This is a genomic window from Nonomuraea deserti, from assembly GCF_004348685.1.
GTDB lineage: Bacteria > Actinomycetota > Actinomycetes > Streptosporangiales > Streptosporangiaceae > Nonomuraea > Nonomuraea deserti.
In genome coordinates this window covers 20,405-34,914 of the sequence record NZ_SMKO01000027.1, presented here as the reverse complement: position 1 = coordinate 34,914, position 14,510 = coordinate 20,405, and the positions used below count along the sequence as shown (strand labels likewise).

8 protein-coding genes are annotated in these 14,510 nt (G+C 71.0%); 5 read left to right on the top strand and 3 right to left on the bottom strand.

Going from position 1 to position 14,510, the window contains the following annotated elements:
• The first annotated feature begins 34 nt into the window (after positions 1-34).
• Positions 35-352 carry an STAS domain-containing protein gene (locus tag E1292_RS13655; RefSeq protein WP_132595514.1) on the top strand — a complete coding sequence of 106 codons (318 nt, stop codon included), beginning with the start codon at positions 35-37 and terminating at the stop codon, positions 350-352.
• Positions 353-477: 125 nt separating this feature from the next.
• Here E1292_RS13655 and E1292_RS13650 read toward each other — a convergent pair whose 3' ends face one another.
• The 3 genes from E1292_RS13650 to nucS form a co-directional block, all read right to left on the bottom strand.
• On the bottom strand, positions 478-1,020 hold the full coding sequence (locus tag E1292_RS13650) for a TetR/AcrR family transcriptional regulator (protein WP_246090097.1): 543 nt from the start codon (positions 1,018-1,020) through the stop codon (positions 478-480).
• A 144-nt stretch (positions 1,021-1,164) separates the two neighbouring features.
• Complete coding sequence (locus tag E1292_RS13645) at positions 1,165-2,637, bottom strand: aldehyde dehydrogenase family protein (protein ID WP_132595513.1); 1,473 nt, start codon at positions 2,635-2,637, stop codon at positions 1,165-1,167.
• Positions 2,638-2,856: 219 nt separating this feature from the next.
• Positions 2,857-3,519: an endonuclease NucS gene (nucS, locus tag E1292_RS13640; RefSeq protein ID WP_132595512.1), complete on the bottom strand. Its 663-nt coding sequence runs from the start codon at positions 3,517-3,519 to the stop codon at positions 2,857-2,859.
• A gap of 125 nt (positions 3,520-3,644) precedes the next feature.
• Here nucS and E1292_RS13635 point away from each other — a divergent pair, with 125 nt between their 5' ends.
• The 4 genes from E1292_RS13635 (at position 3,645) to E1292_RS13620 (ending at position 14,425) form a co-directional block, all read left to right on the top strand.
• Positions 3,645-3,935, top strand: a complete 291-nt coding sequence (locus tag E1292_RS13635; RefSeq protein WP_132595511.1) for an Rv1322 family protein — start codon at positions 3,645-3,647, stop codon at positions 3,933-3,935.
• Positions 3,936-3,946: 11 nt separating this feature from the next.
• The gene (locus tag E1292_RS13630; RefSeq protein ID WP_132595510.1) at positions 3,947-4,651 is read left to right on the top strand and encodes an alpha/beta hydrolase; all 705 of its coding nucleotides are present in this window, start codon (positions 3,947-3,949) and stop codon (positions 4,649-4,651) included.
• Positions 4,652-4,926: 275 nt separating this feature from the next.
• Positions 4,927-8,097, top strand: a complete 3,171-nt coding sequence (locus tag E1292_RS13625) for a LamG-like jellyroll fold domain-containing protein (protein WP_246090096.1) — start codon at positions 4,927-4,929, stop codon at positions 8,095-8,097.
• Between the two features lie 64 nt (positions 8,098-8,161).
• Complete coding sequence (locus E1292_RS13620) at positions 8,162-14,425, top strand: RHS repeat-associated core domain-containing protein (protein WP_132595508.1); 6,264 nt, start codon at positions 8,162-8,164, stop codon at positions 14,423-14,425.
• Positions 14,426-14,510: the final 85 nt, after the last annotated feature.

Below are 14,510 nucleotides of genomic sequence, written 5' to 3'. Positions count from 1 at the left end.
GTGACCTGCCCGCAGGCGTGACTGAGGAGGTGACATGCGCGTCCGGGGGAATCCGAGAGCCCAGGTGGTGCGGATAGGGGTCCGGCTTGACGCCGGGACGTCGGCCGGGGTGCGTGAGCGCCTGCACAAGGCTCTCGACACCGGTGAAGGCGACCTGATCCTCGATCTCTCCAAGCTGGAGATGATCGACGCGACCGGTCTCGGGGTGCTCGTGGGAGCGCATCGGCGCGCGCTGAGCGTGCAACGTCGCCTCGTTCTTCGGGGGGTGCCCCCGCGGATCATGCGGATACTCGCGGTGACCCGGCTGAATCGGGTGCTGCACGTGGAGGTTCCCGCTGCCGCGGTGGCCTGAGGTGACATATCGGAGCGGGCAACGATCAGCCGTCGCCCGCTCTTTCCTGGCTTAGACAAAAAGCAGATTACGGGTGTCCGTGATACCGCTTCGAATCCTCGCGCAAAAGACATAGTTATGCGGAGTCAGCCAGGGCCGAGGCTGCGGTTGAAGATGTGCACGGCGACGGCGACGAGTTCGTCGATCCCCGGTTGACCCTCGGAGAGCAGCCATTCGATGAGCAACTCCTGTAGCGCGCCAATGACACCCAGCGCGACCAAGCGCCGATTGAGCGGGGCGGGCTGCGGGAAATCGGCGGAAGCCTCCTCCACGAGCCGGGCGAACGAGTCCACCGCGCGCTGGCGCGACATGGCCAGCACATCCCCCGACCTGCGCACCTCCACGTGCATGATGCGGGCCCGGCGCCAGTCGGCCGTGGCGAACTCGACATACGCGCGAATCCCCGCCTCCACCCGGCCCTCCAGCGTGTCGGACGCCTCCTGTAACGCCTTGGCCACGAAGGAGAGGCTTTCCTCCACGCAGCGTTCGTGCAACGCCTGGAGGAGCTCCTCTCGGCCGCCGAAACATTCGTAGAAGGCCCGGTTGGAGATCCTCGCCTCCGAGCACAACCTTTCGATGGTCGTCGCCGCGAAACCCGGTTTCGCGTATAGCGTGTACGCGGCCGTCATCAGCCGCTCTCGTCTGTCCGCCAGCCTTTGCTCAGCCGACATTCCCCGGTAAGACCGGTTCACATTCCACCCGTCCAACATGATCGTGGCCCCCAGAGCACACAATTATGGACGGATGATCGGATTTGGGAAAGAGCGCGGCGATTATCTCTTACGTCGCCCGTGCAAGAACGTGACAAGCCTGATCAGCCGCTCAAGTTCGGCGGGCCCCCGAGAGAACGACGTCAGGTTCATCCCGGGCATCGCGAAGCGCTGCCGGGAGATCGCTTTGGGCCTGGCGAACTCGCGCAGACCGTCGGCTCCGTGGATCCGGCCGAACCCCGAATCGCCCATCCCGCCGAACGGCAGCGCCGGCACCCCGGCGAACGAGATCACCGAGTTGATGGCGGTCATCCCCGTGCGCATCCTCCGTGCCAGGTCGGTCGCCCGCCGCGCGTTCCCGGAGAACACCGTGCCGCCCAGCCCGTAGGCCGAGGCGTTGGCCAGCTCCAGCGCCTCGTGCGCGTCACGGGTGCGCCGCACGGTGATGGTCGGCCCGAACGTCTCCTCCCGCACCGCGGGGGAGTCCTCCGGCACGTCCTCCACGATCACCGGGTCGACGTACGGTGCCCGCACCGCGTCGGCGCCGCCGGCCACCACGCGTCCCGCCTTGGCGGCGTCGTCGATGTGCCGCTTGATGATGTCCACCTGACCAGGCATCGTGATCGGGCCGTAGTGCTCGCCCGCCCGCACACCGGCCACCCGCTCGGACAGCTCGCGCATGAAGCCGTCATAGACGGCGTCGACGACGTAGACACGTTCGACGCCCACGCACGTCTGGCCCGCGTTGGACATCGCGCCCCACAGGCAGGCGTCCGCCGCCGCCCGGAGGTCGGCGTCGGCGTCCACGATGAACGCGTCCTTGCCGCCGCACTCGGCCACGATCGGCGTGAGGTTCTCGGCGCAGGCCGCCATGACGCGCTTCGCCGTGGCGGTCGAGCCGGTGAACGCCACCTTCTTCACCCTCGGGTCCGCGGCCAGCGCCGCCCCCGTCTCCCCCAGCCCTGTCACGGTCTGCAACACCGGGTGCTCCGGGACGGACTCCTCGAACAGCTCCGCCAGCCGCACGCCGATGCCGGGAGTGAGCTCGCTCGGCTTGAAGACGACCGCGTTGCCGGCGGCGAGCGCGTAGGCGATGGAGCCCATCGGGGTGAAGACCGGGTAGTTCCACGGGCCGATCACGCCGACCACGCCCAGCGGCAGGTATTCGAGGGTGGCGGTCAGGTTGAGGCCGATCATGCCGGTGGCGACCCGGCGGCGGCCCAGCACCTTCGCCGCGTTGCGGGCGGCCCAGTCGAGGTGCGTGATCGCCAGGACGATCTCCAGCGTGGCGTCGCCGACCGGTTTGCCCGTCTCCTCGTGGACCAGCTTGGCGAGGGCCCTGAGCTCCCGGGTGACGACCGCCTTGTGGTCGAGCAGCCGTCGCCTCCGCTCGGCCGCCCCGATCGCGGCCCACCACCGGGCGGCCTCCTCCGCCCGCCCCACCGCCTGGTGCACGGCCTCGGGGGCCTGGTTGGGGTGACTGCCGACGATCTCGCCGGTCGCCGGATTGAGTGAGTCGAACGTCACGGTCGCCATGGCGTCACCATAAACCGCTCACCCCCCGCTTACCACAGCCCCCACCCGCGCCTGAAAGCTCCTGAGGGGAGGCAGGGGGCGCCGGCGAGGTCACCACTTACCGGGCCCACAGGGCGCGCCGTAGCGGCGGGTCACCGCTGAAGGGTCAGAGGCCGTTTCCTGGAGGGCCGTCAGCCACCTGCGGCGGGTGGCTGGGCTCCGCGCAGCCGTAGAGGATGATCAGAAAAGAGTGGGATTCTCGGGCTGGATGCCGCGCAGGGCGTCGTAATCCAGGGTGACGCAGGCGATGCCGCGGTCGGAGGCGAGGACGCGGGCCTGGGGTTTGATCTCCTGGGCGGCGAAGACGCCGCGCACGGGTGACAGCAGCGGGTCGCGGTTGAGCAGCTCGAGGTAGCGGGTGAGCTGCTCGACGCCGTCGATCTCGCCCCGGCGCTTGATCTCGACGGCCACTGTCGCTCCGTGCCCGTCGCGGCACAGGATGTCGACGGGGCCGATCGCCGTCATGTATTCGCGCCGGATCAGCGAATAGCCGTCGCCCAGCGTGGTGATGTGCTCGGCGAGCAGCTCCTGCAGGTGGGCTTCCACGCCGTCCTTGATCAGCCCGGGGTCGACGCCCAGCTCGTGGCTGGAGTCGTGGAGGATCTCCGCCATGGTGAGGACGAGCTTCTCGCCGGTCTTGCCGTGCGTGACCGTCCAGGTCTCGCCGTCCTCTTTGAGCTTGCACGGCGGATTCATCCAGTTGAGCGGCTTGAACGCGCGGTCGTCGGCGTGGATGCTCACGCTGCCGTCCGCCTTGATCAGCACGAGCCTCGGCGCCATCGGCAGGTGCGCCGTGAGCCGTCCGACATAATCCACGCTGCACCGCGCGATGACCAACCGCATGACGCCCCACCTTAGCGGCTCTGGAAAACTGGTCGCATGGCGTTTGAACGGGTGGAAGCGGCCAGGCTCGGCAAGGTGGGCACGGCGCGGACGGCGGATATGGGTGTGACGGGTTTCCCCCGCGGATGAGCCCGCGTCGCGCCCGCCGCCGGGAGTCCTCCCGCCCTTTCGGCTTCCCGACCGGCCTGGACAAGGTGGAGGAGTGGCCGGACGGCTCGTGGAAAGTACGCATGCTGACCGGTTCGTCCTCCACGAAGAACTACCGGTGCCCGGGCTGCGACCAGGAGATCCGCGCCGGGCTGCCGCACGTCGTGGCCTGGCCCGCCTGGCCGGGCGGCGACGAGGAGCGCCGCCACTGGCACCAGGCCTGCTGGCGTAAGAGACTCGACCGCGGCCCAGGCCGCAGCCGTTACTGAGAGGACCCAAGGTGGAGATTCGCGCGGCCACGGTGCTGCCCGCCCGGCGAGAGCCCGTCGAGTTGCACACCGGCGACGGCCTGACCCTGGTCGGCGAGCTGGCCCTGCCCTTAGACCGGCCTCCCGTGGCCACGCTGGTCACGCTGCACCCGCTGCCCACCCACGGCGGCTTCATGGACAGCCACGTCCTCAAGAAGGCCGCCAACCGCCTGCCCGCCCTGGCCGACCTGGCCGTGCTGCGTTTCAACACGCGCGGCACCTCGTCGGAACGCGGCACCTCGGAGGGCACGTTCGACGGGGGCCAGGGTGAGCGGTTCGACGTGGCCGCGGCCCTCGAATACGCCGAGTTCCACGATCTGCCCCGCGTGTGGGTGGTCGGCTGGTCGTTCGGCACCGAGCTGACGCTGAAATGGGCGCACGATCCGCTCGTGGAGGGCGCGATCCTGCTCTCGCCCCCGCTCCACCGGGCCACCGACGACGACCTGGACGCCTGGGCGCGGTTCGGGCGGCCGCTGGTCGCCCTGGTGCCCGAGTTCGACGACTATCTGCGGCCCGCGGAGGCCTGCGAGCGGTTCGCCAGGGTGCCGCAGGCCGAGGTCGTCGGGGTCGACGGCGCCAAGCACCTCTGGGTGGGGGAGCCGTACGTGCGTGTCGCGCTGGACGAGATCGTCAAGCGGGTGAATCCGGGGGCCTGGCCCCTCCCGACAGAGGTCTGAGACCGCCTTGGCGGATACTTCCATGTGCTCAAGATCACTGAAGATTTTTTTGAGCAGAATGAGCAGAACTCTGGACCAAGCGAATTAACCGGGGTGAGAATCCGATCGTCAACCGAAGATCGTGGAGACGCCGGGTGCTTGAGTCCCGCGCGTAACCCCTGCTCAGCGTGGGCGAGGAACGTATGCGGGTGATGCGTGGAGTGGCTGCGGCGGCGTTATCGGCGACGATCTTAGTGGTTCCGCAGGCGGTGTCCGCACAGGAGCGAGCACCGCGGGTGGCCGGGCCGCCGGCGAACGTCCCGGCGGAGACCGAAAGGGCGGCGCTGGCGACGGCCCGGCGCGCGGGCAGGCCGGTCGAGGTCGAGTCGATGCGCAGCGAGACCCGCCAGGTGTTCGCCCAGCCCGACGGCAGGCTCACCATGGAGCTGCACGTGCGGCCCGTACGCGTGCGCAAAGGGGATCGCTGGGTCCCCGTCGACACCACGCTGCGCCTGCGCCCCGACGGTGCGGTCGAGCCGGTCGCCACGGCGGTCGGCCTGACGTTCTCCGGCGGCGGCAGCGGCCCGCTGGCCGGCATGTCGCGCGGGGGCAAGTCGATGCGGCTGGGGTGGCCGGGCACTCTGCCCAAGCCGGCACTGAACGGCGACACCGCCACCTACCCCGAGGTCATGCCGGGCGTGGACCTCCAGGTCACCGCAGACGTGGACGGCTTCTCGCACCTCCTGGTGGTCAAGTCGCGGGCCGCCGCGGCCGGGCTGACCGAGCTGACGTTCCCGCTCTCCGTCTCCGGCCTGTCGCTGAAGGCGGACGACGCGGGCAACATCGAGGCCGTCGACGGCGACGACGGCACGATCTTCGTCGCGCCCACCCCGAAGATGTGGGACTCCGAGGGCATCACGAGCCCGCAGGCGCTCAAGGAGGGACGCTCGCCGGAGGCCAGGGAGGCCACGATGGGCGTGCGGCTGGCGGGCGGCCGGCTGCGGCTCAGGCCCGACCGGAAGATGCTGACGGACCCGGGGACCCGCTTCCCCGTCTACCTCGACCCGTACTTCTCGGCCGCCCGCAACGCCTGGACGGCCGTCTGGAGCAACTGGCCCAACTCCAACTACCTCAACTCCAGCGACGTCGCCAGGGTGGGCCACGTCAACTCGCAGAAGAACCGCTCGTTCTTCCAGATGAACACCGGCTCGGCCATCCACGGCAAGCAGATCGTCAAGGCCACGCTGCGCACGTACGAGACGTGGTCGTACTCGTGCAGCGCCCGCAAGGTGGAGGCCTGGGCGACCAACACGATCAGCAAGAGCACCACCTGGAACAAGCAGCCCCAGTGGGTCACCAAGCTGGCCACGGTGAACGTCGCCAAGGGCTGGGGGCCGAAGTGCCTGCCGGGCGGGGTCGAGTTCGACGTCACCCCGCAGGTGGTCAACGCCGCCGCCAACAAGTGGCCCAACGTCACCATCGGCCTCCGCGCGACCAGCGAAACCGACCAGTACGCCTGGAAGAAGTTCAGGAACAACCCGAGCCTGGTCATCGAGTACAACTCGGTGCCCGCCGACCCCGTGGCCGCGGACCTGTGGTCGGATCCGGGCGGCGCCTGCGTCTCCGGCGACGGCAGGCCGGTCATCGGCACCGACACGCCCAAGCTGTGGGCCAAGCTGACGGACGCCGACAACTCGGTCAAGGGCCGGTTCGAGTGGTACGACGCCGGCGGGGTCAAGTCGGGCGAGTACGTCACCCCGCTGGGTTCGTCGGGCGGCGCCTTCTCCGCGACCATCCCGAACAGCCTGTACGCCGACGGCGCGATGATCCGCTGGCGGGTGCGCGCCGAGGACGGCACGGCCACCGGCGCGTGGAGCCCCTGGTGCGAGGCCACCGTGGACGCGACGGCCCCCGGCAGGGAGCCGCAGGTCTCCTCGCCCGACTACACGGAGAACGGCTGGAGCGACGGCGTCGGCCTGCCCGGCACGTTCGCGTTCGCCCCGAACGGCGTCCCCGACGTCGCCGCCTACGTCTGGGGCCTCGACACGATCCCCAAGGCGGAGTCCCAGCCCGCCGCGGACGGCACGGCCACGATCGCGCTCACCCCGCGCCACAGCGGCCCCAACGTGCTGGCGGTGCGCAGCAGGGACCGCGCCGGCCACCTCGGCCCGATCCGCACCTACGTCTTCAACGTCAACAGCGGCAAGCCGCCGAGCGGGCACTGGACGATGGACGAGGGGCAGGGCACCGTGGCCGCCGACGCCACCGGCGCCCACCCCGCGACGCTGCACGGTGCCACCTGGACGGCCGGCAGGACCGGGTCCGCGCTGGGGCTGGCCGGCGCGTACGCCCAGACGTCGGGCCCCGTCGTCGACACGGGCCGCAACTTCAGCGTCAGCGCCTGGGTCCGCCTCACCAGCACGGCCGCCTCCGCGACGGCCGTCACCCAGGAGGGCGGCAGGACGGGCGCGTTCGCGCTGCAGTACGCCAAGGCCGACGACCGCTGGGCGCTGAGCCTGCCGGGCGCGGACGCGGACGGCGCGGCGGTGACCCGAGCCCTGTCGCAGGCCGCGCCCCGGCTCGGCGAATGGACCCACCTGACCGGCGTCTACGACTCGGCGGCCGGCCAGATCTCGCTCTACGTGAACGGCCGGCTGGAGTCCACGGTCGCCGTCTCACCACCATGGAACGCCACAGGCTCCCTGACGATCGGCCGCGGAAGGGTCGGCGGGGCGGCTTCGGACCACTGGCAAGGGGACGTCGACGAGGTGCGGGTGTACGCCCGCGCCATGTTCGCCGACGAGGTCGCCGATCTGGTCAACAGCGCTGCCACGCTGGTCGGCCACTGGAGGCTGGACGAGGAGTCCGGCTCGTCGGCCGCCGATTCCTCGGGCCGCGCGACCGCCGCGTCGTTGTCCGGAGCCGCCTCGTGGACGGGCGGCTGGCTGGACGGCGCGCTCGCGCTGGACGGCGTCGGCGGGCACGCCCAGACGAGCGCGCCGGCCGTCAACACCAGGAGGGGCTTCACCGTCGCCGCCTGGACCCAGCTCGACCACCTTCCCACCCGCGACGCCGCGGCCGTGGCCCAGACCGGCAGCCGCGCCGCCGGTTTCCAGCTCGGCGTGGACCAGGGGCGGTGGGCCCTGGGCATGGCCGCCGCCGACACCGACGACGCCGCCCTCGTACGCACCCGGTCCGACGCCGTCCCCGTCCCCCTGGAGTGGACGCACGTGGCCGGCGTGTACGACCCCCTGGCCGGAGAGCTGCGCATCTACGTCAACGGCCGCCTGTCCACCACCACCGTGACCGACCACATCAGTGCCTGGAACGCCACCGGCCCCCTGCAGCTGGGCCGGACCAGGACCGCGGGAGTCCTCACCGGCTACTGGCCGGGTGTCCTTGACGACGTCCGCACGTACGACGGTGTGCTCAACGCCGAGCAGATCGCTCAACTGGCCGCCCAATAAATGCCGCAGTAAGTCCCGACTAACCCAGTAATTCCCCCTAGCAGCACCTCACTGGGAGAGATCCATGGACCCGCAGAGCGAGTTAGACCTGCCCGAATCCCGCTGGAATCGTTTTCAGCAACCCCGGGAACCGGGCAACCCAGACATCCCAGACCCCTCATGGAACCGGCTCATCGAGCCGAAGCCGGAGTCCCGCTGGCCGCGCCGGCTGGCCACAGTCCTCTCCATCGTCCTCGTCCTGCCCATGGCGTACGCCATGCCCGCCCACGCCGCGCCCCGCCAGGCCCCGCCCGTGCAGAAGGAGACGCCGGTCAAGGGCGAGAAGGTCCCCGTGGTCCCCCCGATGGCCGACCCCGTGCGGAAACAGGCATGGCAGGCGCCACCGGGCGTCTCCTGGCCCAAGCCGCAGAAGGCCGAGCTCGGAGGCGCGGGCGCGAAGACCCAGGCGGCCGGATTCCCGGTACGGCTGGCCGCGCGGAAAGGCGTGACCGCGGCGGCCCCGGTGCAGGTCGAGATCCTCGACGCCGAGGCGACCGGCCGGCTGGGCCTGGCCCTGCGCGTCACCCCCGGCGGAGGCGCCACGGCGAAGGCGGCCGAGGCCAGGACCCGCCTCGAGATCGACTACTCCGGCTTCCGCCACGCGTACGGCGGCGACTACGGCGCCCGGCTCCATGTCGTCGAGCTGGAGGAGTGCGCCCTCGACGCCAAGGCCACCGGCTGCGCCCAGCCGCAGCCGGTCAAGAGCGTGAACGACACCGAGGCCGGCACGCTGACCGCCGACGTGGCGACGACCGGCCTGTACGCCGTGACCGCCGCCGCCTCAGGCCAGTCAGGCGACCACTCCGCCACCGGCCTGGCCCCCTCCGCCAACTGGAGCGTGGGCACCCAGTCCGGCGACTTCAGCTGGACGTACGAGCTGCGCACGCCTCCCGCGCTGGGCGGCGAGGAGCCGGACCTGTCGCTCGTCTACTCCTCCCAGAGCGTGGACGGCCGCACCGCCTCCACCAACAACCAGCCGTCCTGGGCCGGTGAGGGCTTCGAACTGAACCCCGGCGGCTACGTCGAGCGCCGTTTCAAGTCCTGCATGGTCGACGGCAAGAAGACCGGCGACCTGTGCTGGGACCAGGACAACGCCACCCTGTCGCTCGGCAACTCCTCCATGGAGCTGGTCAAGGACGCCACGACCAAGCAGTGGCGGCCCAAGCGCGACGACGGCACCAGGATCGAGCAGCTCAAGGGCGCCACCAACGGCGACAACGACGGCGAGTACTGGCGCGTCACCACCGCCGACGGCACGCAGTACACGTTCGGGCTGAACCGCCTGCCCGGATGGGTCTCCGGCAAGCCGGAGACCAAGTCGGTGCAGACGGTGCCGGTGTTCGGCAACAACAGCGGCGAGCCCTGCTACTCCAGCACCCCGGCCAACGCCTGGTGCCGGCAGGCGTACCGGTGGAACCTGGACTCCGCGGTGGACCCCCACGGCAACGCCACCACGTACTGGTACGCCCAGGAGACCAACTACTACGGCCGCCACATGAAGCCCGAGCTGGGCACCCAGTACGTGCGCGGCGCCTACCTGACCCGCATCGACTACGGCTACCTGAAGGGCGAGCTGTTCACCAAGGCGCCCGCCGCCCGCGTGGTCTTCGACGTGGCCGAGCGCTGCCTGCCCAGCGGCACGGTCACCTGCACCCCCGACCAGCTCAAGAAGGACACCGCCAAACACTGGCCGGACGTGCCGTTCGACCAGATCTGCGACTCGGGGCAGAAGTGCACCGACCGCCTGGCGCCGACGTTCTTCAGCCGCAAGCGGCTGGCCAAGGTCACCACGCAGATCCTCAACGGCTCGGGACAGTACTCGGCGGTGGACTCCTGGGCGCTGGACCACCAGTTCCCCGCCACCGGCGACGGCATGAGCCCGTCGTTGTGGCTGGCCTCGATCCAGCAGACCGGCCACGTGGGCGGCACGATCACGCTGCCCAAGACCACGTTCACCGGCGTTCAGCTGCCCAACCGCGTCGACTCCGACGAGGGCCGCGCCCCGCTGGTCAAGTGGCGCGTGCAGGCCGTCAACAACGAGTCCGGCGGCGAGCTGCGCGTCCACTACTCGGCCGCCGAGTGCGAGCCCGGCGCGCTGCCCGCCGCCGACAGGAACGACAAGCGCTGCTACCCGCAGCGCTGGGCCCCGCCGGACGAGGCCCAGATCACCGACTGGTTCCACAAGTACGTGGTGACGCAGACGGTCGAGGTGGACCGCGTCGCGGGCTCCCCGAGCGTGGTCACCGACTACGAGTACCTGGGCGGCGCCGGCTGGCGCTACGCCGACAACATCCTCGTCAAGCCCGAGCACCGCACGTGGGCGGACTACCGGGGGTACGGCCGGGTGCGCGTCCGCCAGGGCGACGGCCAGGACACCGAGCGCACGCTCACGGAGTTCCGCTACTTCCGCGGGCTGCACGGCGACCGGCAGGCCGACGGCTCCAAGCGCAGCGCGCAGGTCGAGGACACCGAGGGCGTCAAACTCGACGACCTCGACCAGCTGGCCGGGTTCGAGCGGGAGGAGATCCTGTACGACGGCGCCGGCGGGCCCATCCTGACCTCGACCGTCGAGGAGCCGTGGTCGCTCAGGACCGCGGAGTCCACGCACGACGGCGTCACCAAGGCCGCGTACGTGGTCGAGCCGGAGTCCATGGTGACCCGTACCGCCCTGGGCGGCGGCAAGTGGCGGCGGACCGGCGAGGAGCGCACGTACGACGCCAAGGGCCTGCTCACGCAGGTGGAGGAGAAGGGCGACCTGGCCGCCGCGGACGACGACCAGTGCACCCGCTACACCTACGCCCGCAACGACTCGGCCTGGATGCTCGACTACACCAGCAGGATCCAGAAGGTCGCGGCGAGCTGCGGCACCGCCGTGTCCACGCTCTCCGCCGGAGAGGTGATCTCCGACGAGCGGGTGCAGTACGACGGCAAGGCCTTCGGCCAGGCCCCGAGCAAGGGCGACGTGACCCAGGTCCAGCAGCTCGTGTCCGGGGACGGCGCGACGATCACCGACCGCGTCCACACCTACGACGCCTACGGCCGCGAGACCAGCGAGACCGACGCGGCCGGCACGAAGTCCGTCACCACCTACGTCCCGGCCGCGGGCGCCCCCGCGACCGAGGTCAGGCAGACGAACCAGCTCGGCCACGTCGAGCGCACCCTGCTCGAACCGGCGTGGGGCGAGCCGGTCGCCGAGATCGACGCCAACAACCGCCGTGTCGACATGGAGCACGACGCGCTCGGCCGCCTGATCAAGGTCTGGCAGCCCGACCGCAGCAAGGCCGCCGGGCAGTCGCCCAGCACGGAGTACGCGTACCTGATGCGCAACGACGGCCCCAGCGTCGTCACCACGAAGACGCTGCGCGCCGACGGCGGCTACACCACCAGCCACGAGCTGTACGACGGCCTGCTAAGGGAGCGGCAGACGCAGGAGCCCGCGCCCCGCGACGACCAGGCGGACGACCCCGCGCTGCGCGAGGGGCGCACGATCACCGACACCTTCCACAACTCGCTCGGCGAGCAGTACAAGTCGAACACCGGCTACTTCGCCACCGGGACGCCCGCCACCGAGCTGCTGGCGGTGGCGGACGCCGACGTGCCGACGCAGATCGTGTCGTCCTTCGACGGCTCGGGCGACGTGACCGCCCAGGTGCTCAAGGCGAAGGGTGTGGAGAAGTACCGGGTGAGCGCCGAGCAGGAGGGTGACAGGATCCACATGACGCCGCCGCCGGGCGGCACGGCGACCACCCGCATCGGCGACGCCGAGGACCGCCTGATCGAGCTGCGCCAGTACAAGGGCGCGACCCCGACGGGCGACTACGAGTCCACCAAGTACACCTATGACCACGCGGGCCGGCTGGCCACGGTGACCGATCCCGCGGGCAACGTGTGGCGCCACCACTACGACATGCGCGGACGGGAGATCAAGACCGAGGACCCCGACAAGGGCGTCACCACGATGACGTACAACGACGCCGACGAGGTCGTCAGCACCACCGACGCCCGCGGCAGGACGCTCTGGTACGTCTACGACGAGCTGGGCCGCAAGAAGGAGCTGCGCGACGGCTCGGCGAGCGGCCCGCTGCTGGCCGAGTGGAAGTACGACGGCCTGGCCAAGGGCCACATGAACGCCACCATCCGCTACGTGGGCGGGCAGGCGTACAAGGCGGAGATCAACGCCATCGACTCCGACTACCGCACGCTGCGCCAGACGGTCACCATCCCCGAGCGTGAGGGCAAGCTGGCCGGCGCGTACGTCCTCAACACCCGCTACACGCTCGACGACCAGGTGCAGTCGATCAGCTTCCCGGCCGCCGGCGGCCTGGCGCAGGAGTCGGTCGTCTACAGCTACGACGAGCTCGGCCAGCCGGTCAGGCTCGCGGGCCTGTCGACGTACGTGAACACGACCCGCTACTCCAAGCTGGGCGAGACCCTGCAGTACGAGCTGGGCTCGGGGAGCAAGAAGACCTGGCTCACCTACACCCACGACGAGTCCACCCGCAGGCTGACGAGCATGCGGCTGGACAGGGAAGGCGCCGCCGACACCGATCTCGACCTCCACTACTCCTACGACGCCGTCGGCAACATCACCAAGATCGCCGAGCGGGCGGGCGGTCAGGACACGCAGTGCTTCACCTACGACCACCTGCGCCGCATGACGTCGGCGTGGACGGCCACCGACGACTGCGCCTCCGGCTCCCCGCAGTCCGGCACGATCGGCGGCGTGGCCCCGTACGCGGTCAGCTACGCCTACGACGTGACGGGCAACCGGATCAAGGAGACCAGGCACGCCTGGGGCGGCGCGCCCGAGACCGTGCGCACCTCCACCTACCCGAAGCCGGGCGAGCAGCGGCCGCACGCGCTGCTGAGCGCCGGATCGGACCTCTTCGAGTACGACGCGACCGGCAACACCACCAGGCGCAAGGTCGGCGCCTCCGACCAGACCCTCGTCTGGGACGCCGAGGGCAACCTGGAGTCGGTGACGGAGGCGGGCAAGACGACGTCCTTCGTCTACGACGCCGACGGCGAGCGGTTGATCCGCAGGACGCCGGCCGACGCCACGCTCTACGTCGACGACATGGAGCTGCGCCTCGACTTCGCCGAGGACACCGTCGAGCAGACCCGCTACTACACCATCAACGACCAGCCCATCGCGGTGCGCACGCCGGACGACCAGGTCTCCTTCCTGGCCAACGACCATCAGGGCACCGCGCAGGCCGCGGTGAACGCCGGCAACGGTGAGCTGGCGATCCGCAGGCAGACGCCGTTCGGCGAGGACCGGGGCTCGCCACCGCCATGGTGGCCGGGCCAGCGCGCCTTCGTCGGCGGCACCAAGGATCCGACGACCGGGCTCATCCACCTCGGAGCCCGCGAGTACGACGCGCGCAACGGCCGTTTCCTGTCGGTCGACCCGGTCATCGACGATCTCGACCCGCAGCAGCTCAACGCCTACGCCTACGCCAACAACAGCCCTGTCACCATGAGCGACCCCGACGGCCAGCTGTTCTGGTTCGCGGCCGGCATCGCGGCCCGTCTCGCGATCCGGTGGGCGGCCAGGAGGGCGGCCCAGGCGGCCGCCAGGCGGGCGGCGCTGGCCGCGGCCAGGCGGGCCGCGGCCAGACGCGCGGCGATCGCGGCGGCCCGGCGCCGTGCCGCGGCGCTGGCCAGGAAGAAGGCCGCCGCGGCGGCCAGGAGGAGAGCGGCGGCCGCGGCGCGCAAGCGGGCACTGGCGGCGGCCAGGAAACGAGCGGCAGCCAAGGCCAGGAAGGCGCGGGAGGCGGCGGCGCGGCGCAGGGCCGCGGCGGCGGCACGGAGGAAGGCGAGGAAGGAGGCTCGCGAGGCGGCGGCCAGGAGGCGCGCCGCGGCGGCGGCCAGGGCCCGGAACAGGCGGGCCGGCCGGGTGCCGCGCGGCATCCAGCGGGCGCGGTCGCGTCCGGCGAGCCGGCCGACCAGCCACAGGTCGACGCAGCGGCAGTCGCCGCCGAAGGTGAACCGGCAGCCGGCCCGGCCACGGCCGAGCCACATCTGGCGCAACGACGGCACGCAGCAGCCGACCCAGTCCTACACCGTCTACGGCAACGGCCGGATGTACCCCCAGGGCCGGCCGCCGTCGAACCTGGGCCGGGGCAGCGGCAGCGGCCAGGGTGAGAAGCAACTGTTCAAGCCGGAGCGGATCGAGCCGGAGAGCACGCGGGCCGGCACCATCGCCGAGACCGGCGGCCGGTTCACCCGCTGGATCGACAAGGGCGGCCTGGGAGACGCCCTGGACATTCTGTTCGGCGGCTTCTGACCCGTGATCCGGTGCGAGGGCCGGCCCTGCTTCGGGGACGCCCTCGCACCGGCATGCTCCGCGGCGGGTCCTCGCTTTGGCCGCC